General features: G+C 67.9%; 22 protein-coding genes. All 22 read right to left on the bottom strand.

All coding sequences use genetic code 11. From position 1 onward, the window contains the following. Positions 1-25: 25 nt before the first annotated feature. Complete coding sequence (gene nagZ, locus ASC76_RS09240; RefSeq protein ID WP_056465011.1) at positions 26-1117, bottom strand: beta-N-acetylhexosaminidase; 1092 nt, start codon at positions 1115-1117, stop codon at positions 26-28. Further along, positions 1114-1518: a holo-ACP synthase gene (acpS, locus tag ASC76_RS09245; protein WP_056465012.1), complete on the bottom strand. Its 405-nt coding sequence runs from the start codon at positions 1516-1518 to the stop codon at positions 1114-1116. The genes nagZ and acpS overlap by 4 nt, the downstream gene beginning before the upstream one ends. Further along, positions 1515-2309: a pyridoxine 5'-phosphate synthase gene (locus tag ASC76_RS09250; protein ID WP_056465013.1), complete on the bottom strand. Its 795-nt coding sequence runs from the start codon at positions 2307-2309 to the stop codon at positions 1515-1517. The genes acpS and ASC76_RS09250 overlap by 4 nt, the downstream gene beginning before the upstream one ends. Positions 2310-2318: 9 nt before the next feature. Beyond that, the gene (recO, locus tag ASC76_RS09255) at positions 2319-3086 is read right to left on the bottom strand and encodes a DNA repair protein RecO (protein WP_056465014.1); all 768 of its coding nucleotides are present in this window, start codon (positions 3084-3086) and stop codon (positions 2319-2321) included. 10 nt (positions 3087-3096) lie between these two features. After that, positions 3097-4035 (bottom strand): GTPase Era, encoded by a 939-nt coding sequence (era, locus tag ASC76_RS09260; protein ID WP_056465015.1) that lies wholly within the window; start codon positions 4033-4035, stop codon positions 3097-3099. Positions 4036-4043: 8 nt separating this feature from the next. Continuing rightward, a complete protein-coding gene (rnc, locus tag ASC76_RS09265) occupies positions 4044-4748 on the bottom strand; it encodes a ribonuclease III (RefSeq protein WP_056467184.1) in 705 nt (234 codons plus the stop codon). A 16-nt stretch (positions 4749-4764) separates the two neighbouring features. Next, positions 4765-5136 (bottom strand): DUF4845 domain-containing protein, encoded by a 372-nt coding sequence (locus ASC76_RS09270; RefSeq protein ID WP_056465016.1) that lies wholly within the window; start codon positions 5134-5136, stop codon positions 4765-4767. Positions 5137-5170: 34 nt separating this feature from the next. Then, positions 5171-6148, bottom strand: a complete 978-nt coding sequence (gene lepB / locus ASC76_RS09275; RefSeq protein ID WP_056465017.1) for a signal peptidase I — start codon at positions 6146-6148, stop codon at positions 5171-5173. Positions 6149-6152: 4 nt separating this feature from the next. Beyond that, positions 6153-7961, bottom strand: a complete 1809-nt coding sequence (gene lepA, locus ASC76_RS09280) for a translation elongation factor 4 (RefSeq protein ID WP_056465018.1) — start codon at positions 7959-7961, stop codon at positions 6153-6155. A 528-nt stretch (positions 7962-8489) separates the two neighbouring features. Continuing rightward, on the bottom strand, positions 8490-9887 hold the full coding sequence (locus tag ASC76_RS09285) for a Do family serine endopeptidase (protein ID WP_082549163.1): 1398 nt from the start codon (positions 9885-9887) through the stop codon (positions 8490-8492). A 130-nt stretch (positions 9888-10017) separates the two neighbouring features. Then, complete coding sequence (locus ASC76_RS09290) at positions 10018-11028, bottom strand: MucB/RseB C-terminal domain-containing protein (protein WP_235580394.1); 1011 nt, start codon at positions 11026-11028, stop codon at positions 10018-10020. Between the two features lie 47 nt (positions 11029-11075). Next, complete coding sequence (locus ASC76_RS09295; RefSeq protein ID WP_235580395.1) at positions 11076-11738, bottom strand: sigma-E factor negative regulatory protein; 663 nt, start codon at positions 11736-11738, stop codon at positions 11076-11078. 19 nt (positions 11739-11757) lie between these two features. Continuing rightward, a complete protein-coding gene (gene rpoE, locus ASC76_RS09300) occupies positions 11758-12369 on the bottom strand; it encodes an RNA polymerase sigma factor RpoE (RefSeq protein WP_082549164.1) in 612 nt (203 codons plus the stop codon). A gap of 10 nt (positions 12370-12379) precedes the next feature. Then, positions 12380-12841 carry a hypothetical protein gene (locus tag ASC76_RS09305; protein WP_056465021.1) on the bottom strand — a complete coding sequence of 154 codons (462 nt, stop codon included), beginning with the start codon at positions 12839-12841 and terminating at the stop codon, positions 12380-12382. A gap of 36 nt (positions 12842-12877) precedes the next feature. Next, the gene (fabF, locus tag ASC76_RS09310) at positions 12878-14122 is read right to left on the bottom strand and encodes a beta-ketoacyl-ACP synthase II (protein ID WP_056465022.1); all 1245 of its coding nucleotides are present in this window, start codon (positions 14120-14122) and stop codon (positions 12878-12880) included. 33 nt (positions 14123-14155) lie between these two features. Beyond that, a complete protein-coding gene (gene acpP, locus ASC76_RS09315) occupies positions 14156-14398 on the bottom strand; it encodes an acyl carrier protein (RefSeq protein WP_056465023.1) in 243 nt (80 codons plus the stop codon). A gap of 127 nt (positions 14399-14525) precedes the next feature. Further along, complete coding sequence (gene fabG, locus ASC76_RS09320) at positions 14526-15278, bottom strand: 3-oxoacyl-ACP reductase FabG (protein WP_056465024.1); 753 nt, start codon at positions 15276-15278, stop codon at positions 14526-14528. Next, on the bottom strand, positions 15275-16213 hold the full coding sequence (fabD, locus tag ASC76_RS09325; RefSeq protein ID WP_056465025.1) for an ACP S-malonyltransferase: 939 nt from the start codon (positions 16211-16213) through the stop codon (positions 15275-15277). The genes fabG and fabD overlap by 4 nt, the downstream gene beginning before the upstream one ends. 82 nt (positions 16214-16295) lie before the next feature. Next, positions 16296-17294 carry a beta-ketoacyl-ACP synthase III gene (locus tag ASC76_RS09330; protein ID WP_056465026.1) on the bottom strand — a complete coding sequence of 333 codons (999 nt, stop codon included), beginning with the start codon at positions 17292-17294 and terminating at the stop codon, positions 16296-16298. After that, complete coding sequence (gene plsX, locus ASC76_RS09335; protein ID WP_056467193.1) at positions 17291-18370, bottom strand: phosphate acyltransferase PlsX; 1080 nt, start codon at positions 18368-18370, stop codon at positions 17291-17293. Before plsX ends, ASC76_RS09330 begins: the two co-directional genes overlap by 4 nt. Positions 18371-18509: 139 nt before the next feature. Next, positions 18510-18692: a 50S ribosomal protein L32 gene (rpmF, locus tag ASC76_RS09340; protein ID WP_056465027.1), complete on the bottom strand. Its 183-nt coding sequence runs from the start codon at positions 18690-18692 to the stop codon at positions 18510-18512. A 129-nt stretch (positions 18693-18821) separates the two neighbouring features. Continuing rightward, positions 18822-19373 (bottom strand): DUF177 domain-containing protein, encoded by a 552-nt coding sequence (locus tag ASC76_RS09345; protein ID WP_056465028.1) that lies wholly within the window; start codon positions 19371-19373, stop codon positions 18822-18824. Positions 19374-19400 lie beyond the last annotated feature (27 nt).

A 19400-nucleotide genomic window follows, 5' to 3' on the forward strand; every position in this document is an offset into this window, starting at 1 on the left:
TCACGCCCGGCGGCGTTTTTTCATCTCAGGGCAGGCGTTCGAGCGCGCGCTGGTAGGCCGGGTGGTGCATCAGCTCGTCCCAGGTCAGCGGCGCCGTCTGCGGCAGCAGGTCGAGCCGGCGCGACTCGCTGTCCGGGTCGAGCTGCCACAGGCCCTTGGATTGCGCGTCGAGCAGACCGTCGAGCAGCGCGTCGATCGCCGTGTCGCCAGGCGTGGACTGGTTGCACAGCAGCACCAGGTCGCAACCGGCCGCCAACGCGATCGCGCCGGCCTCCGCGTAGGTGACTTCGGCACCGTTGATGCGGCGCGCCCCGGCCATGCTCAGGTCGTCGCTGAAGATCGCGCCGGTGAAGCCGAGCTGCTGGCGCAGGATGTCCTTCAGCCAGCGCGCCGAGAAACCGGCCGGCAGCGCGTCCACCTTCGGGTAGATCACGTGGGCCGGCATCACACTGGTGAGCGCCGTGCTGAGCCACTCGTAAGGCCGCGCATCGTCCGCGAGGATGGCCTTCAGGCTGCGCTTGTCCACCGGGATCTCGAGGTGGCTGTCGGCCGCGACTAAGCCGTGCCCCGGAAAGTGCTTGCCGCAGTTGTGCATGCCGGCCAGCAGCAGCCCGTGCATCAGGCTCTTCGCGAGCACGGTCGCGACGCGCGGGTCGCGGTGGAACGCGCGGTCGCCGATCACGCCGCTCGGGCCGTGGTCGAGGTCGAGCACCGGCGTGAAACTGAAGTCGACGCCACAGGCGCGCAACTCCGCACCGAGCACGTGGCCGGCCGCGGTGGCGGCATCGGTCGCTGCCATCGCGCCGCTGCCGGGGCCGCGCTTGCCGTCGTTCATCCACATCTCGCCGAGCACGCGCATCGGCGGCAGATGCGTGAACGAGTCGGTGCGGAAACGCTGCACCCGGCCCCCTTCGTGGTCGACGCAAATCAGCACGTCGGGCCGGATCGACTTGATCTCGGCGGTCAGCTCGGTGAGCTGCAGCCGGTCCTGCCAGTTGCGCGCGAACAGGATCAGCCCGCCGGTCAGCGGGTGCTGAAGGCGCCGGCGATCGTCGGTGCCGAGGGTGGTGCCGGCGATGTCGAGGACGACGGGGCAATGCGTCACGGAGGTGCTCATGGTCGGGGCTCTTTGGTTTCGACGACGACGAAGCTCGCCGCGTAGTCGGTTTCGTCGGTGACGCTGACGTGCGCCTGCAGGCCGCGCGCGTCGAACCACTCGGCCAGCGCGCCGTGCAGGCGGATCTCGGGCTTGCCGCTCGGGGCCTTGATGACCTCGCAGTGGCGCCAGGTCATCGGCATGCGCATGCCCATGCCGATGGCCTTCGAGAACGCCTCCTTCGCGGAGAAGCGGGTCGCGAGGTAGCTGATGCCGCGCGCCTCGACCTTGGCCAGGCGGCTGCGGAAGACCTCGATCTCGTGCGGACCGAGCACCTTCTCGGCGAAGCGCTCGCCGCGGCGCGACAGCGATGCGGCGATGCGTCTGACGTCGCAGATGTCGGTGCCGATGCCGTAGATCATGCGGCCGCGTGGATGCAGCGCAGGTAGTCGCGCACCGTCTCGGTGTAGCCGAGTTCCAGCGCGTCGGCGATCAGTGCGTGGCCGATCGAGACCTCCTGCACGCCGGGCACCGCGCGCAGGAAGTCGGTCAGGTTGTCGCGGTTCAGGTCGTGGCCGGCGTTGATGCCGAGGCCTTCGCGGAGCGCCGCGTGCGCAGTCGCGGCGAAGGCCGGCAGCACGCTGGCGGCCTCGCCGGCGAGGTGCGCACGCGCATAGGTCTCGGTGTAGAGCTCGACGCGGTCGGCGCGCAGCGCGCGCGCCGCCGCCATGGCCTCGGGCTGCGGGTCCATGAACAGGCTGACGCGCACGCCGAGTGCCCGCGCCTCGTCGATCAGCGGCGCGAGGCGCTCGGCGTCGTGCGGAAACTGCCAGCCGTGGTCGGAGGTGGACTGCTCGACGCTGTCGGGCACGAAGGTGACCTGGTGGCACGGCAGCCCGCGCGCGACGAGGTCGCGCACGAAGTCCATCAGGTTGTGGAAGGGGTTGCCCTCGATGTTGTATTCGGCCTGCGGCCACTGCTGCATCAGCTCGGCCAGCTCGTACACGTCATGGCGGCGGATGTGCCGCTCGTCGGGCCGCGGGTGCACCGTGATGCCGTGCGCCCCCGCCTCCAGCGCCAACGTCGCGGCGCGCAGCACGCTCGGGATGCCGAGATCGCGCGTGTTGCGCAACAACGCGACCTTGTTGACGTTGACCGACAGCGCGGTCGCGCCGCGGTGCGCATCGAGGCCGGTGGTGAGGAGGGGATTCATGGCCCGAATTTACAGGCTTTGCAGGCCGGTCATGACTTGGCGGGTGCGCAGCGGCGTCGAGCCGAGGTGATGCTGGATCAGCCCGCGCAGTGGCAGCTTCAGCGCAGCCAGGCAAGTGCGACAGGCCTGCTGCAGCGCCGGCAGGTTGCCGTGCTCGAGTGCGGCCTGCAGGCCGATCAGCGCCTCGCCCGGCAGTTCCCCACCCGGGGCGGTCGTGACGCCGGCGTCCGGCAGCACCGCGTAGCGGGCGGCCGGCTGCACCGGCTGCTGGGTCGAGGTGAGCAGGCTGAGGTCGGGCAGCAGCCCGATCTCCTGCAGCAGCTTGAGCTCGAACGCCCGCAACGCCGCCTGCGCGTGGGCATCGTCCGGATCGGCCAGGCCGGGCAAGGTGGCGGCGTAGACGTCGAACAGCGCGGCATGCGGGTCGTGCCGCGCGAGCAGCTTCATCAGCAGTTCGTTCAGGTAGAAGCCGCTGAACAGCGCGGCGCCGGTGAGCATCGCGGCCCCGCCGGCCCATTCGGCGCCCCGCAGGGTCTGCACGTCGCTCGCGCCCTCCTCGTGCAGCACCGCCTTGCCGAGCGAGACGGTAATGCGCTGGAACGGCAGCAGCACGCAGCGCAGCTGCGAATATGGCCGCTTCGCGCCCTTCGCGGCGACCGCGATCCGGCCCTGCTCGCGGGTGAACAGATCGAGGATCAGGCTGGATTCGCTCCAGTCGTAGCGGTGCAGCACGAAGGCCGCGAGGGACGTGGAGGGGCGCGCGGCCCGCGTCGCCATCCGGTTCGACTTACTCGTAGCCGTAGGAACGCAGGTGCGCTTCGTCGTCGGCCCAGCCCGAACGCACCTTGACCCACAGCTCGAGGAAGACCTTGGCATCCATCAGCGTCTCGAGTTCCTGGCGCGCCTCCGAGCCGATGCGCTTCAGGCGCTCGCCGCCATTGCCGATCACGATGCCCTTGTGCGAATCGCGCTCGACGACGATGCTGGCCGAGATCCGGCGCAGGTTGCCCTCTTCCTCGAACTTGTCGATCACGACGGTCGAGGTGTAGGGCAGCTCGTCGCCGGTCAGGCGGAACAGCTTCTCGCGGATGATCTCGCTGGCAAGGAACTTGTCGGTGCGGTCGGTCAGCGCGTCTTCTTCGTACAGCCAGGGCTGCTCCGGCAGGTACGGCTTGACGATGCCGAGCAGGCGCTGCACGTCGGCGTCCTTCTTGGCCGACAGCGGCACGAACTCGGCGAACGCGTGGCGATCCTGCATGCCCTTCAGCCAGGGCGCCAGGTCGGCGCGGCGCACCACGGTGTCGAGCTTGTTGGCGATCAGGAAGACGGGTTTGCCGCCGCTCTTGCCCAGGTCCTGCATCAGCGCCAGCACCTTCGCGTCGTCCAGCCCGAAACGGCCGGCTTCGACGACGAACAGCACCACATCGACATCGCTCAGCACGCCGGTCACGGTGCGGTTCAGCGTGCGGTTCAACGCGGCGCTGTGCTTGGTCTGGAAGCCGGGCGTGTCGACGAACACGAACTGCGCGTTGTCGACCGTGCGAATGCCGGTGATGCGGTGCCGCGTGGTCTGCGCCTTTGCGGAGGTGATGCTGACCTTCTGGCCGACCAGCGCGTTCAGCAGCGTCGACTTGCCGACGTTGGGCCGCCCGACGATCGCGACGAGGCCGCAGCGTTGTGCGGCCGGCGCGGGCGCGTCGGAAGGGGTGTCGGTGTCGGTGGTCATGGAACCTTTCAGGACTGAAGCGGGCCGCCGGGCTTGTCGCTGCTCTTGAGCGCGTCGAGCATGCGGCGCGCGGCCTCTTGCTCGGCGACGCGGCGCGAGCGGCCGACGCCCTGCTCGACCAGGCTCAGCGCCGGGACCTCGCACTCGACCTCGAAGGTCTGCGCATGGGCCTGGCCGCGCGTGGCGCTGATGCGGTAGGTCGGGACCGGCAGGCGGCGTGCCTGCAGCCACTCCTGCAGTTCGGTCTTGGCGTCCTTGGACCAGCTGGCGATGTCGGTCGTCGCGATGATCTCGCCGAACAGGCCCCTGACGACCGTGCCGGCGGCATCGAAGCCGCCATCGAGGAAGGTCGCGCCGATCAATGCCTCGAGCGCGTCCGCCAAGATCGACGCGCGCTGCGCGCCGCCGCCGCGGGCCTCGCCCTCGCCGAGGTGCAAGACGTCGGGCAACGACAGCTGCAGCGCGACCCGGTGCAGGCTTTCCTCGCGCACCAGGTGCGCGCGCACGCGGGTCAGGTCGCCCTCGTCCGAGCCCTTGAAGCGTTCGTAGAGCAGGCTGGAGACGGCCAGGCTGAGCACGGCATCGCCCAGGAATTCGAGCCGCTCGTTGTGGTCGGCGCCGAAGCTGCGGTGGGTCAGCGCCCGGCTGAGCAGGCGGGCGTCGGCGAAGCGGTGGCCAATGCGTCGCTGCAGGGCGTCCAGGCGGGTTTCCATCATCCCGGGAGCGTACCTACTTCGAGCGACCTTCGTACTTGATCAGCAGGAAGACCGGGCTGATGAGTTCGATTTCCTTGTCGTAGGCGAACTCGATCACGACCTTGTCGTTCTCCTTCGTGATCTTCAGGTCCTTGGCGGAGATCGAGGTGATCGAGTATTCGATGTCCTTGGTGCGCTCGAAGGCGGCGCGGATCTGCGGCACGGTGGAGCCGCCCTCTTGAGCGATCTTGTTCACAGCCTTTTGGATCGTGAAGTACTCGTTCATCGTCGGCAGCACCTTCATCACGATCAACGCGACGAAGCCCACCACGATCGCCCACGCCATCAGGCCGAATAGCGTGACGCCGCGTTGCCGCCGCGCTGTCGAGAGACGCGAAACCCTCATGCTCGAATGCTCCTGTCGATGCGCCCGCGGGGCCTCAATGGAACCCGCCGATGCGCTTCAAGTTGCCGAAATTCATCCAGACGAAGAATGCCTTGCCGACGATGTTCTCGTCGGGCACGAATCCCCAGAAGCGTGAATCTTGGGAGTTGTCCCGGTTGTCGCCCATCATGAAGTAGTTGCCGGGCGGCACCTTGCAGGTCACGCCCTCGGCACTGTAACGACAGTTCTCCCGGTACGGGAAGGTGATTTTGTCTTCCGGCCCGTAGAACGGCTGGCTGCGCGGGTTGAGCAGGATCTCGTGCTCCACCGCGCCCAGCTTCTCCTTGAACTCCGGGAAGTACTGGCGCAGGTCCTCGTCGTAGAAACCCGGCGGCGGCGTCTGCTCCATCGGCGCGGCGACGCCGTTGACATAAAGCTGCTGGTTGCGGAAAGAGATCTCGTCGCCCGGCACGCCGACCACGCGCTTGATGTAGTCGATGCTGGTGTCCTTGGGATAGCGGAACACCATCACGTCGCCACGCTGCGGGTCGTTGTTGGCGATGATCTTCTTGTTGATCACCGGCAGGCGCACGCCGTAGTGGTACTTGTTGACGAGGATCAGGTCGCCGATCAGCAGCGTCGGGATCATCGAGCCGCTCGGGATCTTGAACGGCTCGAACAGGAACGAACGCAGCAGGAACACGACCAGGATCACCGGGAACAGGCCGGCGGTCCAGTCGAGCCACCAGGGTTGCGCGAGCAGCGACTCCCGCGCCTGCTCGAGGTTGCTGTCGACCTTCGTGATGCCCTGCTCGCTGAGCTTGGCGCGGCGCGCCTGGTCCTGCTGTTCGAGCGTGGCGGCGGCGGCGCGGCGGCGCGGCGCGAAGACGAAGCGCTCGGCGAGCCAGTAGCCGAAGGTGACGACCGTCAGGATCAGCAACAGCAGCGAGAAATTGCCGCTCCACTTGCCGAAGTACCAGCCACCGAGAAAGACCGCGAGCAGGCCATACAGAACACCGGTCAGTGCACCCATCAATTCAATCTTCCACCTGGAGGATGGCCAGGAAAGCTTCCTGCGGCACTTCGACAGAGCCGATCTGCTTCATGCGCTTCTTGCCGGCCTTTTGTTTTTCGAGGAGCTTGCGCTTGCGCGACACGTCGCCGCCGTAGCACTTGGCGATCACGTTCTTGCGCAGGGCCTTGATTGTCTCACGCGCGATGATGTTGGCCCCGATGGCGGCCTGCACCGCCACGTCGTACTGCTGGCGCGATATCAGCTCGCGCATCTTCGCGACGACGGCGCGGCTGCGGTACTGGCTCTGGGCGCGGTGGACGATGATCGACAGCGCGTCGACCTTGTCGCCGTTCAGCAGGATGTCCACCTTGACGACGTCGGAGCCGCGGTACTCCTTGAACTCGTAGTCCATCGACGCATAGCCGCGGGAGACGCTCTTCAGCTTGTCGAAGAAGTCCAGCACGATCTCGGCCAGCGGCATCTCGTAGGTCAGCATGACCTGGCGGCCGTGGTAGGCCATGTTGATCTGGTTGCCCCGCTTCTGGTTGGCCAGCGTCATCACCGGGCCGACATAGTCCTGCGGCATGTACAGGTGGACCGTGACGATCGGCTCGCGGATCTCGTGGATGCGTCCCAGATCGGGCATCTTCGACGGGTTGTCGACCTGGATCACGGTCTTGTCGTTCAGCTCGACCTCGTAGACGACCGACGGGGCCGTCGTGATCAGGTCCTGGTCGAACTCGCGTTCCAGCCGCTCCTGCACGATCTCCATGTGCAGCAGGCCGAGGAAGCCGCAGCGGAAACCGAAGCCCAGCGCTTGGCTGACCTCGGGCTCGTAGCGCAGCGACGAGTCGTTGAGCTTGAGCTTCTCGAGCGCGTCGCGCAGCTGGTCGTACTCGCTGGCCTCGGTCGGGTACAGGCCGGCGAAGACCTGCGGCTGGATCTCCTTGAAGCCGGGCAGCGCCTCGGCCGCCGGGCCGAGGTTGTTCGGCAGCTTCTTCTCGAGCGTGATGGTGTCGCCCACCTTGGCGGCCTGCAGTTCCTTGATGCCGGCGATGATGAAGCCGACCTCGCCGGCATTGAGCTGTTCGCGCGCGACCGACTTGGGCGTGAACACGCCGAGGCTGTCGGCGTTGTAGACCGCATCGCTCGCCATCATGCGGAAGCGCTCGCCCTTGAGCAGCGTGCCGTCCACCACGCGCACCAGCATCACGACGCCGACGTAGTTGTCGAACCAGGAGTCGACGATCATCGCCCGCAACGGCGCGTCCGGGTTGCCGCGCGGCGCGGGCATGCGGGTGATCACGGCCTCGAGGATGTCGTCGATGCCCATGCCGGTCTTGGCGCTGCACGGGATCGCGTTCTCGGCGTCGATGCCGATCACGTCCTCGATCTCGGCCTTGGCGTTTTCCGGATCGGCGTTCGGCAGGTCCATCTTGTTCAGGACCGGGATCACCTCGACGCCGAGATCGAGCGCGGTGTAGCAGTTGGCGACCGTCTGCGCCTCGACGCCCTGGCTCGCGTCGACCACCAGCAGCGCGCCTTCGCACGCGGACAGCGACCGGCTCACTTCGTACGAGAAGTCGACGTGGCCCGGCGTGTCGATCAGGTTCAGGTTGTAGATCTGGCCGTCGCGCGCCTTGTACTCCAGCGCGGCGGTCTGCGCCTTGATCGTGATGCCGCGCTCGCGCTCGATGTCCATCGAGTCCAGCACCTGCGCTTCCATCTCGCGATCGCTCAGGCCGCCGCAGCGCTGGATCAATCGATCGGCGAGCGTGCTCTTGCCGTGATCGATGTGAGCAATGATCGAAAAATTTCTGATGTGGTTCATGCTTGCTGCGATGTGTTTGGCGCGAGCCTCAGCGCGTGCGCACAACGGCGAGACCGTTGCGACGGAGGCTCATATCGCGAAGCGCTGTGTCGCCGTGAAGCGGCGTGTCGAAGTCAAAAAAAAGGCACGTCGAATCAATGACGCGCCTTCCAACAAAACGTATGGCAACTGCTTGTTGGGACTTCATTGTATTCAAAAGAGGCCGGCTGCAAACCGCGCCTTTGCTCGATTTAGCGCCGTTGCGGACCGCCAACATGAAAAACCATGCACAGGTTATCCACAAATGCTTGTGGATGGCTTGGGGATAGTTTCAGCGCAACGTTTTCGTTGCTCGATTTGGCAAAATGCATCCGCCGCTGGGTTGCATTCTACCGTCCGGACGGAACAATCAGGCGCCCGCTGCGACTTGTTAGCGACCGCAAACATTCATGGGCGCTCCACGCGCCTCGTCGGACCGTCCCAAGTAATTTGTAACGGTCGCGCCGGTCTCACGACATGAAAAGACCCGGCCCAATCACCGGGCACGGTTCAGCGGCTCGGGCGAACGATGACGAAGTTGACCGTCTCCCCGCGTCGCACCAGCATCGTGATCGTCTTCGACTTGTCCAGCTTGGCGATCGTCGCGTCGAACTGCTTGGCGCCGGTGATCTCGGTGTTGTCGACCTGGAGCAGCACATCGCCCTCGCGCACGCCGGCCCGCGCTGCCGCCCCTTCGACGGCTTCGACCCGCACGCCGCCCTTGACCTTCAGTTCGCGGCGCTGCGCGTCGGTCAGCTCGGCCACGGTGAGGCCGAGCGCGCCCGGCACCGCGGCGGGCGGCTTCGGGGCGCTGTTGCTGTCGCGGCCGGCGCTTGCCGTGCGGTCGGCATCGAATTCGACGACTGCCACGCTGATGTCACGGTACGCACCACGGCGGAACACCTGAAGCACCGCCTTCGCACCAGGCTTGGCCATGCCGACCATGCGCGGCAGGTCGCCGAACTTTTCGACCGGGCGCCCATCGACCTTGGTGATGATGTCGCCGGCCTCGACGCCCGCCTTGTCCGCCGGCCCGCCGGCCTCGACATTGCTGACCAGCGCGCCGACCGGCTTGCCCAGCCCGATGGACTCGGCGACCTCCTTCGTCACCGGCCCGATCGCCACGCCGATGCGGCCCCGGATCACGCGTCCGCTGGTGCGCAGGCTGTCCGACACGCGCGTGGCCTCGTCGATCGGGATCGCGAACGAGATGCCCATGTAGCCGCCCGAGCGGCTGTAGATCTGCGAATTGATGCCGACGACCTCGCCGCGCATGTTGATCAGCGGCCCGCCGGAGTTGCCGGGGTTGATCGCCACGTCGGTCTGGATCAGCTTGACCAGATCGCCGGTGTCGCGCGCCTTCGCACTGACGATGCCGGCGGTGACGGTGCTTTCGAGGCCGAACGGCGAGCCGATCGCGATCACCCATTCGCCAACCTTCAGCTTGTTCACGTCGCCGATGCGCACCGTCGGCAAGCCGCTGGCTTCGATCTTGACCAGCGCCACATCGGAGCGCTTGTCGGCGCCGATCACCTTCGCCTTGAACTCGCGCGAGTCGGTCAACGTGACGATGACTTCGTCCGCACCGTCGATCACATGCGCATTCGTCATCACGAAGCCATCGGCGCTGAGCACGAAGCCGGAGCCGACGCCGCGCGTCTGCGGCTCGGCATCGGGCTGCTGCGGCGCACGCGGATTGGGCCGCTGCGGTGCGGGGATGCCGAAGCGGCGGAAGAACTCCAGCATGTCCTCGTCCATCTCGCCGGTGCCGCGCGAGGCGCGGGCGCGCTCGGTGGTGCGGATGCCGACCACCGCGGGGCCGACCTTCTCGACCAGGTCGGTGAAGTCGGGCAGGCCCTGCGCGCCGACCGGTGCCGCGGCCAGCGCGCCGGTGACGCCGAGACTCATGGCGAGCACGCCGAGGCCAATCCGGCGGCGCAAGGTGGACTGAACAGAACGAACTGCGGCTTGGATCAAGATCGCCTCCCCCGGCGCGTTGAAATGACGAACGGAACAACGGCCTGCGAACGCGGCAGGACTACTTGCGGCTGCGCTCCAGGCCCTTGGCAAACAGGCGAAGTGTCGCAGGCGGCACGTCGCCCAGAATGGTGACCCACCAGTCGCCCTGCTGTTGCATCAGGGTTTGGGTGGGTCCCACCGCGGCCTGCATCGGCCGCGTGTGGCGCTGCGGATCGAAGGGCTCGATGAAGACCGACACGTAGGTCAGCCCGTCGGAAAAGATGCTCTGCAGCGCCTGCTGCTCGCCGGCGGCCTTCTCGGGCCGGTTCGCGCCGGCCATCGGCCGCTTCACGCAGCTGACCTGGCGGAATCCCGGCACCGCGTCGCGCATGGTCCAGCCCTCGGCTTCGAGCCGCGTGGGCGTCAGCACTGGCCGCACGACGCGATAGCCGTCGAGCTTCTTCATCGGCTGCAGCACGGACTCGGGGTGTGACTTCACGTTGATCGTCACGTCCGAGAACGCGGACGACTCGAGCACCTCGTTGCGTTCGCCGATCACGTCGGCGCGCAGCAGAAGCCCGGAGGCCTGGTCGGCCCAGAGCCGGTAGCCGTAGCGGAAGGTGTCGCGCGGCTTGACGAGCAACACGTCGGCGTCGCGGCCGGCCACGCGCTCCGCGCCTTGCGGTCGCACGTCATAGAACTCGGCGATGCGGTCCCCGCCGGCCTGCAGCAGCGCCGGGAATTGCGCCAGCGAGTCGCGCTGCTCGATCATCGCGGTCTTATTGGCCGGCCACAGCGTCGTCACCACCTCGTTGTGGCGGTAGACGTGGCGCGCCTGGCCATCGAGCGCTTCGCTGCGCTCGAACTGGTTCGGCCCTTCGCAGAAGTGCGCGATGCGCGCACTCGACACCGCCCCGCCGCCGCTGACGACGAAGGTCCCCTGGAAATTGCGGTGGCTGGCCGCTTCGTGGATGCGCAACAACCAGGCGCGCACGTCACGCGTCGGGGCGTCGCCCGCGGGCGCGCTCGCCTGCGCCCAGGCAGACGACGCCACCAGCGTCGCGGCACCGGCCAGGGCCAGCGCGCGCAAGGGTCGAAAGAGGGTTCGAGCGGGTCGGTTCGGCACGGTTCGTCGAGTCAGCGACCGGGGACTTCGGCGGTGGCGTTGCGCAGAAAACCCGACGGCACACCGAGCGCCGAGCTGCCGGCGAACTGCTTGTGCGCCGCGAGATAGCGGTCGAGTCGCGCATCGCGGATCATCTGCCCGCTGCTGACCAGGGCCTGCGGCTCGACGGCGACGCCGGAGGCGCCGACCAGCGTGGCCACCGGTGTTGCGGGCGCCGACAGGGTGGGCGCCACACTGGCCAAGGCGGGCACGTCGGGCAGCAGACCGGGTGCCCGCGACAGCGTCATCACACCCGCCACGGCGACGAAGCCCGCGGCGACCGCGGTCGGCGCCATCCAGCCCCAACGCCGACCGCCACTGCCGTTCGCCACCGCACGCGCGGGAACCGGCGACACCGCCGGCGCGTACAGCGGCTGCGGCGCCAGCACCACCGGCTCCTGCGCCAGGCGTGCGCGCAGGGCCGACATGAAACTCGCATCCCGGGCCGGATCGCTGGCGAGATCGTCCGATCGGAGCACGTCCCCGATGAGTTGATAGGTGTGCCAGGCGGCACGGTGATCGGCGCTGTCGCGCCACTCGGCGCAGGTCCGGGAGACCGCGGTCAGTTCCAGTTCGCCATCGGCCATTGCCGACAAGCGCTCGCGCGCCGCCTGCAGTTCGGAATCGTTCGACATCTCGCTCTCCATCAACCTTTCACCACCGCTCACCGTCGCGCGTGTCCAGCAACGGACGCAAGCGCAACGCGATCGCCTCGCGGGCCCGGAAGATCCGCGACCGCACCGTGCCGATCGGGCAATTCATCAGCTCGGCAATTTCCTCGTAACTGAGACCCTCGATCTCGCGCAGCGTGATCGCCTGGCGAAGGTCGTCGGACAGCGCTTCGATCGCAAAGTTCACTGCCGATGCAATTTGCTTGCTCGCCATCACGGCATCAGGGGTTTCGCCGTTGGTCAGTTCGTTCTCGACCCGCGAGCCGGCGTCGTCCTCGTCGTCGCGCGATGCGCGGGCCGATTCGGTGACCAGGGGGTCGCGTTTGAGTTCCATCAACGCCTTCTTCGCGGTGTTGACGGCGATCCGGTACAGCCAGGTGTAGAAGGCGCTGTCGCCACGGAACTGCGGGATCGCACGGTAGGCGCGGATGAAGGTTTCCTGCGCGATGTCGGGTACCAGATCGACGTCGCGCACCATGCGCCCGATCAGGCGTTCGATGCGACGCTGGTATTTGACGACCAGCATCTCGAAGGCTTTGACGTCGCCCGCCTTGATCCGCTCGATCAGCGGGGCATCGGCGTCCGGCCGGGTCATGCCGGTCATGTCAGTGCCCGCCCATCGCATCGTCGTCCGGCCGGGCTGACCGGGACGCGTAGACCGCGCAGCGCAGGGCGTGCCATGCCGCTTCGAGGCCGCGGCGCTGCACCGGCAGCCAGACGATTTTCCCGGACGGCAGGGGCTTGAAGCGCAGCAGCATCCAGGCGCCCAGATCGAGCATCACGCCCAACTCGCCGGGGACCGCGTCGCTCGCCGCGTCGCCCAGGTGCCATGCCTGGCTGTCCCAGCGCAAGTCGATCGGACGCTGGTGCAGCGCCATCCACGCGGGCAGCAGCGCCGCGGCCGCCCCCAGCACGGTCAGCGCCCACACGGACGCACCGACCGGGTGCTGTTGCGACCCCAACCAGCCCAGCATGACAGCCAACGCGAGCGCCGCCAGCACGCCGACGCCGACGCGCCACACACCGAAGCGCTGCAACGAGACCTGGAACGCCGGGGCTGCGCGCATCGGCGCGGTGGATCAACGAAGCGGGCAGCGGCGGCGTCAAACGCGCTTGAAGACCAACGTGCCGTTGGTGCCGCCGAAACCGAAGTTGTTCTTCATCGCGTAATCGATCTTCATCTCGCGCGCGGTGTTGGCGCAGTAGTCCAGGTCGCACTCGGGGTCCTGGTTGAAGATGTTGATCGTCGGGGGCGCGATCTGGTGCTTGACCGCCAACACCGTGAACACCGACTCGATGCCGCCGGCGCCGCCGAGCAGGTGGCCGGTCATCGACTTGGTCGAGCTGACGACGAGCTTGTCCTTAGCGTGCGCGCCGAAGGCGAGCTTGATGGCGTTGGTCTCGTTCAGGTCGCCCAGCGGCGTGGAGGTGCCGTGGGCGCTGAGGTACTGCACCTGATCGGCGTCGATGCCGGCGCTGCGCAGCGCGCCCTTCATCGAGCGCTTCGGGCCGTCGACGTCCGGCGCGGTCATGTGGTACGCGTCAGCGCCCATGCCGAAGCCGACGACCTCGGCGTAGATCTTGGCGCCGCGCTTCTTCGCGTGCTCGTATTCTTCGAGCACGACCACGCCGGCACCCTCGCCGAGCACGAAGCCGTCACGGTCCTTGTCCCAGGGGCGGGACGCGGTTTCCGGGCTGTCGTTGCGGGTCGACAGCGCACGTGCGGCCGTGAAACCGCCGACGCCGAGCGGCGAGACCGTCGACTCGGCGCCGCCGGCGACCATCGCATCGGCGTCGCCGTGCTCGATCAGCCGCGCCGCCATGCCGATGCTGTGCAGGCCGGTCGTGCAGGCCGTGACGATCGCGAGGTTCGGCCCCTTGAAACCGTAGCGGATCGACACGTGGCCGGAGATCATGTTGATGATCGACGCCGGCACGAAGAACGGCGTGATGCGCCGCGGCCCCTTGGCCGCGAGCTCGCCGTGCGTCTCCTCGATCAGCGGCAGGCCGCCGATGCCGGAGCCGACCAACACGCCGATGCGCTCGGCCAGCTCTTCGGTCAGGTCGTCGCCAGTGGGCAGCCCGGAGTCCTTCACGGCCTGGATCGATGCCGCCAGGCCGTAATGGATGAAGGTGTCCATGTGGCGCGCGTCCTTGGCCGGGAAGTAGTCCTCGACCTGGAAGCCCTTCACCTCGCCCGCGAACTTGCACGCGAAGTTCGACGCATCGAACTTGGTGATGTTGGCAATGCCGGACTTGCCGGCAACGATATTGGCCCAGCCCTCTTCCACCGTGTTGCCCACGGGGCTGATCAGGCCCAGGCCGGTCACGACAACGCGTCTCTTCATGGGCTCAGGGAGTTCGGGTTGGGCCGGGCCGGCTTACGCGGCCTTCTGGTGCTTGACGGCGTAGTCGATCGCCAACTGGACGGTGGTGATCTTCTCGGCCTCTTCGTCGGGGATCTCGATGCCGAACTCGTCTTCGAGCGCCATCACGAGTTCGACGGTGTCGAGCGAATCGGCGCCGAGGTCGGCGACGAATGCCTTGTCGTTGATGACATCGGCCTCAGGGACACCGAGTTGTTCGGCAATGATTTTCTTGACTCGTGCTTCGATATCGCTCATGTACTCCTCCGGGAGTGTTTACAGAAACAGCCCGCGATTCTACGGCCTATAGGGCGCCTTCTCTAAGACACCCGGCCATACGCCGGACGGGCCATCCGGCGTGACGCGGCACGTGGCCGCATCGTCGTCAGTTCATGAACATCCCGCCGTTGACGTGCAACTCGCTGCCGGTGATGTAGCCGGCGTGGGGCGAGGCGAGGAACGCCACCGCATGGGCGATGTCGCTGGCGTGGCCGAGCCGGCCGAGCGGGATCTGCGCCATCAGCGCGGTGGTCTGCGCCTCGGACAGCGATTTGGTCATGTCGGTCTCGATGAACCCGGGCGCGACGCAGTTGACCGTGACCCCGCGGCTGCCGAGCTCGCGCGCCAGCGAGCGCGTCATGCCGGCGACACCGGCTTTCGCGGCCGCGTAGTTCGCCTGGCCGGCGTTGCCGCTGGCGCCGACGACCGAGGTGATGTTGACGATGCGGCCGTAGCGCTGCTTCATCATCGGGCGCGTGACCGCCCGGCTGACGCGGAACACCGCCTTCAGGTTGGTGTCGATGACCGCGTCCCAGTCGTCGTCCTTCATCCGCATCGACAGCATGTCGCGCGTGATGCCGGCGTTGTTGACGACGACGTGCAACGCGCCGTGCTCCTTGACGATCGCATCGACTGCGGCGTCGACGCCGGCGCCGTCGTTGACGTTCAGCGTGAGCCCCTTGCTGCCGGGGAAGGCCGCGAGCGCCTCGGTGATCGCGGCGGCGCCGGCGTCGGTGGTGGCGGTGCCGATCACCTTCATGCCCTGCTTCGCCAGCTCGAGCGCGATCGCACGGCCGATGCCGCGCGAGGCGCCGGTGACGAGCGCGACCTGCCCTGCCATCTGGACTTCGGTTGTCATGCCAGCATCCCCTTCACATCCGCGAGCGAAGCCGGGTCGAAGATCGTCGCACTCGCCGCGTCCGCGTCGATGCGCTTGACCATGCCCGCGAGGACCTTGCCGGGCCCGCATTCGATGAGGTGCGTGACGCCGCGCGCGCGGATCGCCTGCACGGTCTCGACCCAGCGCACCGGGCCGAAGGCCTGGCGGTAGAGCGCGTCGCGGATCGCGGCCGGATCGGCGTGGACGCTCACGTCGATGTTGTTCACCACGTCGATCTTCGGCGCGGCGATCGGCGTCTCGGCCAAGCGACCGCGCAGGCGCTCGGCGGCCGGCTTCATCAGGCTGGAATGGAACGGCGCCGACACCGGTAGCGGCAGCGCGCGCTTGGCACCCTTGGCCTTCAGCACCTCGCAGGCCTTCTCGACCCCGGCCTTGGTGCCGGCGATCACGGTCTGCTTCGGGTCGTTGAAGTTCACGGCCTCGACGGCCTCGCCGCTGGCGGCCGCCACTTCGGCACAGCCGTCGCGCACGGCCTGGGCGTCCATCCCGAGGATGGCCGCCATCGCGCCGACGCCCACCGGCACCGCGTCCTGCATCGCCTGCGCGCGGAAGCGCACCAGCGGCAGCGCGTCGGCCAGCGTCAGCGCGCCGGCCGCGACCAGCGCGGTGTATTCACCGAGCGAGTGGCCCGCGACGACGCTGGGCGCGCGGCCGGTGTCCGCCAGCCAGGCGCGGTAGCAGGCGATGCCGGCGGTCAACATGACCGGCTGGGTGTTGGTCGTCAGGTCGAGCTGGTCCTTCGGGCCGGCATGGATCAGCTGCGCCACGTCCTCGCCGAGCGCATCGGAGGCTTCCTGCAGCGTCTGCCGGACGGCGGCGTTGTCGCCCCAGGCGTCGAGCATGCCAACGGCCTGCGAGCCCTGGCCGGGGAATACGAATGCGAAGGTTGTCATCGGGTGCTGCGCTCGCTGTTGCCAGGGGTGCGCGGTCTGTTGGAATGAGGTGCCTCGGCGGCGGTTGGGCCGGCAGCGTGGCTCAGAGATCGAGCAGCACCGCGCCCCAGGTGAAGCCGCCGCCCACGCCTTCGAGCAGCACCGTGTCGCCGGGCTTGATCTTGCCGCTGCGCACCGACTCGTCGAGCGCCAGCGGGATGGACGCGGCCGAGGTGTTGCCATGCTGGTCGACCGTGACGATCAACTTCTCGAGCGGCAGCTTGAGGCGCTTGGCGGTGCTCTGGAGGATGCGGATGTTGGCCTGGTGCGGAATCAGCCAATCGACGTCCGAGTCGCTGCGGCCGGCCTTCTCGAGCACCGACTTGGCCACGTCGTAGAGCACGCCGACAGCCAGCTTGAACACGGCCGGCCCGTCCATCTTGAGCAGCGGGTCACCGAGGATCTGACCGCCGTTGACGTGCCCGGGGACGCACAGGATGTCGACGTGGCGGCCGTCGGCGTGCAACTCGCTCGCGAGGATGCCGGGGGTGTCGCTCGCCTCCAGGACGACTGCGCCGGCGCCATCGCCGAAGAGCACGCAGGTGCCGCGATCCTTGAAGTCGAGGATGCGCGAGAACACCTCGGCACCGATGACCAGCGCCTTGCTGGCCGCGCCGGTGCGGATCATCGAATCGGCGATCGTCAGCGCGTAGACGAAGCCCGAGCACACCGCCTGAACGTCGAACGCGGCGCAGCCGGCGACGCCGAGCTTCTGCTGCACGAGGCAGGCGGTCGACGGGAACACCATGTCCGGCGTGCTCGTGGCGACAATGATCAGGTCGATGCTGGCTGCGTCGACATCGGCGGCTTCGAGCGCGTGCCGCGCCGCGGCAACAGCCAGGTCACTGCTGGACACATCGGGCTCGGCGAAGTGCCGGGCGCGGATGCCGGTGCGCTCGACGATCCACTGATCGGATGTCTCGATGCCGTCGGCGGCCAGTTGCGCGGCGAGCGCGTCGTTGGTCAGGCGCTTCGGCGGCAGGAAGCTGCCGGTGCCGGTGATGCGCGAGTGGCGGTTCGAGGAAGTCGAATGTGGTGTCATGCGGTGCGAGCGATGTCTGGCGCGTCGCCCGCGGCAGACGGCACGGCGGGCATCGCGGCCAGCGATTCGAGAATCCGGTCGTGGACCCGATCCAGCAGGCCGTTTCGAGCGGCATCATAAGCCCGATTCAGCGCGTGTTCGAACGCAAAGGCATCGGCCGAGCCGTGGCTCTTGAACACCAGCCCGCGCAGGCCGAGCAGCGCCGCGCCGTTGTAGCGCCGGTGGTCCACCCGCTTCTGCAGGCGCTTGAGCACCGGCAGCGCGGCGAGTGCGGCGAGCTTGCTCAACGGGTTGCGCGTGAACTCCTGCTTGACGAACTTCGAGAGCATCGACGCCAGGCCCTCGGAAGTCTTTAGCGCGACGTTGCCGACGAAGCCGTCGCAGACGACGATGTCGGTCGTGCCCTTGAAGATGTCGTTGCCTTCGACGTTGCCGTGGAAGTTCAGCATGCCGCTGGCCGCGGCGTTGCGCAGCAGCTCGGCGGCTTGCTTGATCGTCTCGCTGCCCTTGATCGCCTCTTCGCCGATGTTGAGCAGGCCGACGCTCGGATTGGCCTTGCCTTCGACGGCCGCGACCAGCGCGCTGCCCATCACCGCGAACTGCAGCAGGTGTTCGGCGGTGCAGTCGACGTTCGCGCCCAGGTCGAGCACGGTCGTCCCGCCATCGCGCTCGTTCGGCAGCACGGTCGCAATGGCCGGACGGTCGATGCCTTCGAGTGTCTTCAGCACGTAGCGCGACACCGCCATCAGCGCGCCGGTGTTGCCGGCGGAGACGCAGGCGTGCGCCGCGGCCTGGCCGTCGGCACCGGGCTTGACCTGGCTGACCGCGACGCGCAGCGACGAATCCTTCTTGCGCCGCAGCGCCACCTCGATCGCGTCGTCCATCTCGACGACTTCGGTCGCCGTCACGACCCGGCAGCGCGCCCAGCCCACCGCATCGGCCAGCGCCTCGGCGCGGCCGACGAGGATCAGCTCGGCCTCGGGATGCGCCGCGAGGAACGCCTGGCACGCCGGCAAGGTGGCAGACGGACCGTGGTCACCGCCCATGCAGTCGACGGCGAGGCGGATCGTGCTCATCGCCTCGCCCACGCAGCACAAACGCCCGGCCCTGCGCTGTGGCGCAGGCCGGGCGATGCCGCAGATTCAGTGAAGACTCGGAGCACGGACCGTGTACGCGACTGCCGCGACCGGTTCGATGCGCGCAGGCGGAAGCGCCTTACGCGTCCGCCTTGGTCTTCAGCACCTTGCGACCGCGGTAGAAGCCGGTCGGGCTGATGTGGTGACGCAGGTGCTGCTCACCTGTCGTCGGCTCGATCGCGGTGCCCGGGGTGTTCAGGGCATTGTGCGAGCGGTGCATGCCGCGCTTCGACGGGGACTTCTTGTTCTGTTGGACGGCCATGGGCTTCTCCGAAGGATCCGGGGTATTGCGGGGCGTCGGAAACCTACGCCTGCTGGTGGGCAGGCGTTCAAGAACTACAGCGCCTGCTGGAAAGCCCGCGATTCTAGCACGCAGGGGAAACTCGAAGCATCAGTTCGGCTTGGAGCCCTTCAGCGCGGCCAGGGCCGCGAACGGGTTCGGCCTTTCGGCCAGTGGCTCGTCCCCGCTTTCCGGGGCGACGAGCGGCACCGGGCACACCTCGTGCCTCGGCACGATCGGCAGCGCCAGCAGCAGTTCGTCCTCGATCAGTTCCCGCAAGTCGAGCGCGCGGGTCAGCGCCAGGACGTCGTCCTCGCTGTCGGTGTCCAGTTGCGCTGCGGCGTCCTCGCCGTGCACGAACAGGAAGCTGCGCTCGAGCGCCAACGGAACCTCGACCGGCTTCAGGCAGCGCTGGCATTCGAGCGGCACGCGGGTCGTCGCATTCACGTGCAACCAGACCTGGGCTTCGCCGCCGCGCTGGGGGCGCGCTTCGCCCCGCGCCTGCCAGGCCACGTCGCCGTCATCGGCCGGCAACGCATCGGCGACTGCCGAATCGGTCAGGCGGCCGAACTGCCGCAGCGGCCAGCGCCCTTCCAGGGTACCGGCGGCCTTGGCGAAGGCCGCCACGTCGAGGCGCAGCGGATCGAAATCTCGGGAACTCATGAGGCCAGTGTACGGCGCAGGCGAGAA

The organism is Rhizobacter sp. Root404, assembly GCF_001425865.1.
GTDB lineage: Bacteria > Pseudomonadota > Gammaproteobacteria > Burkholderiales > Burkholderiaceae_C > LMDS01.

Bases quoted from the DNA above. Each gene is read 5' to 3' on its own strand.
- nagZ (WP_056465011.1), bottom strand. From the start codon at position 1,117: ATGAGCACCTCCGTGACGCATTGCCCCGTCGTCCTCGACATCGCCGGC.
- acpS (WP_056465012.1), bottom strand. From the start codon at position 1,518: ATGATCTACGGCATCGGCACCGACATCTGCGACGTCAGACGCATCGCC.
- ASC76_RS09250 (WP_056465013.1), bottom strand. From the start codon at position 2,309: ATGAATCCCCTCCTCACCACCGGCCTCGATGCGCACCGCGGCGCGACC.
- recO (WP_056465014.1), bottom strand. From the start codon at position 3,086: ATGGCGACGCGGGCCGCGCGCCCCTCCACGTCCCTCGCGGCCTTCGTG.
- era (WP_056465015.1), bottom strand. From the start codon at position 4,035: ATGACCACCGACACCGACACCCCTTCCGACGCGCCCGCGCCGGCCGCA.
- rnc (WP_056467184.1), bottom strand. From the start codon at position 4,748: ATGGAAACCCGCCTGGACGCCCTGCAGCGACGCATTGGCCACCGCTTC.
- ASC76_RS09270 (WP_056465016.1), bottom strand. From the start codon at position 5,136: ATGAGGGTTTCGCGTCTCTCGACAGCGCGGCGGCAACGCGGCGTCACG.
- lepB (WP_056465017.1), bottom strand. From the start codon at position 6,148: ATGGGTGCACTGACCGGTGTTCTGTATGGCCTGCTCGCGGTCTTTCTC.
- lepA (WP_056465018.1), bottom strand. From the start codon at position 7,961: ATGAACCACATCAGAAATTTTTCGATCATTGCTCACATCGATCACGGC.
- ASC76_RS09285 (WP_082549163.1), bottom strand. From the start codon at position 9,887: ATGAGTCTCGGCGTCACCGGCGCGCTGGCCGCGGCACCGGTCGGCGCG.
- ASC76_RS09295 (WP_235580395.1), bottom strand. From the start codon at position 11,738: ATGTCGAACGATTCCGAACTGCAGGCGGCGCGCGAGCGCTTGTCGGCA.
- rpoE (WP_082549164.1), bottom strand. From the start codon at position 12,369: ATGACCCGGCCGGACGCCGATGCCCCGCTGATCGAGCGGATCAAGGCG.
- ASC76_RS09305 (WP_056465021.1), bottom strand. From the start codon at position 12,841: ATGCGCGCAGCCCCGGCGTTCCAGGTCTCGTTGCAGCGCTTCGGTGTG.
- fabF (WP_056465022.1), bottom strand. From the start codon at position 14,122: ATGAAGAGACGCGTTGTCGTGACCGGCCTGGGCCTGATCAGCCCCGTG.
- acpP (WP_056465023.1), bottom strand. From the start codon at position 14,398: ATGAGCGATATCGAAGCACGAGTCAAGAAAATCATTGCCGAACAACTC.
- fabG (WP_056465024.1), bottom strand. From the start codon at position 15,278: ATGACAACCGAAGTCCAGATGGCAGGGCAGGTCGCGCTCGTCACCGGC.
- fabD (WP_056465025.1), bottom strand. From the start codon at position 16,213: ATGACAACCTTCGCATTCGTATTCCCCGGCCAGGGCTCGCAGGCCGTT.
- ASC76_RS09330 (WP_056465026.1), bottom strand. From the start codon at position 17,294: ATGACACCACATTCGACTTCCTCGAACCGCCACTCGCGCATCACCGGC.
- plsX (WP_056467193.1), bottom strand. From the start codon at position 18,370: ATGAGCACGATCCGCCTCGCCGTCGACTGCATGGGCGGTGACCACGGT.
- rpmF (WP_056465027.1), bottom strand. From the start codon at position 18,692: ATGGCCGTCCAACAGAACAAGAAGTCCCCGTCGAAGCGCGGCATGCAC.
- ASC76_RS09345 (WP_056465028.1), bottom strand. From the start codon at position 19,373: ATGAGTTCCCGAGATTTCGATCCGCTGCGCCTCGACGTGGCGGCCTTC.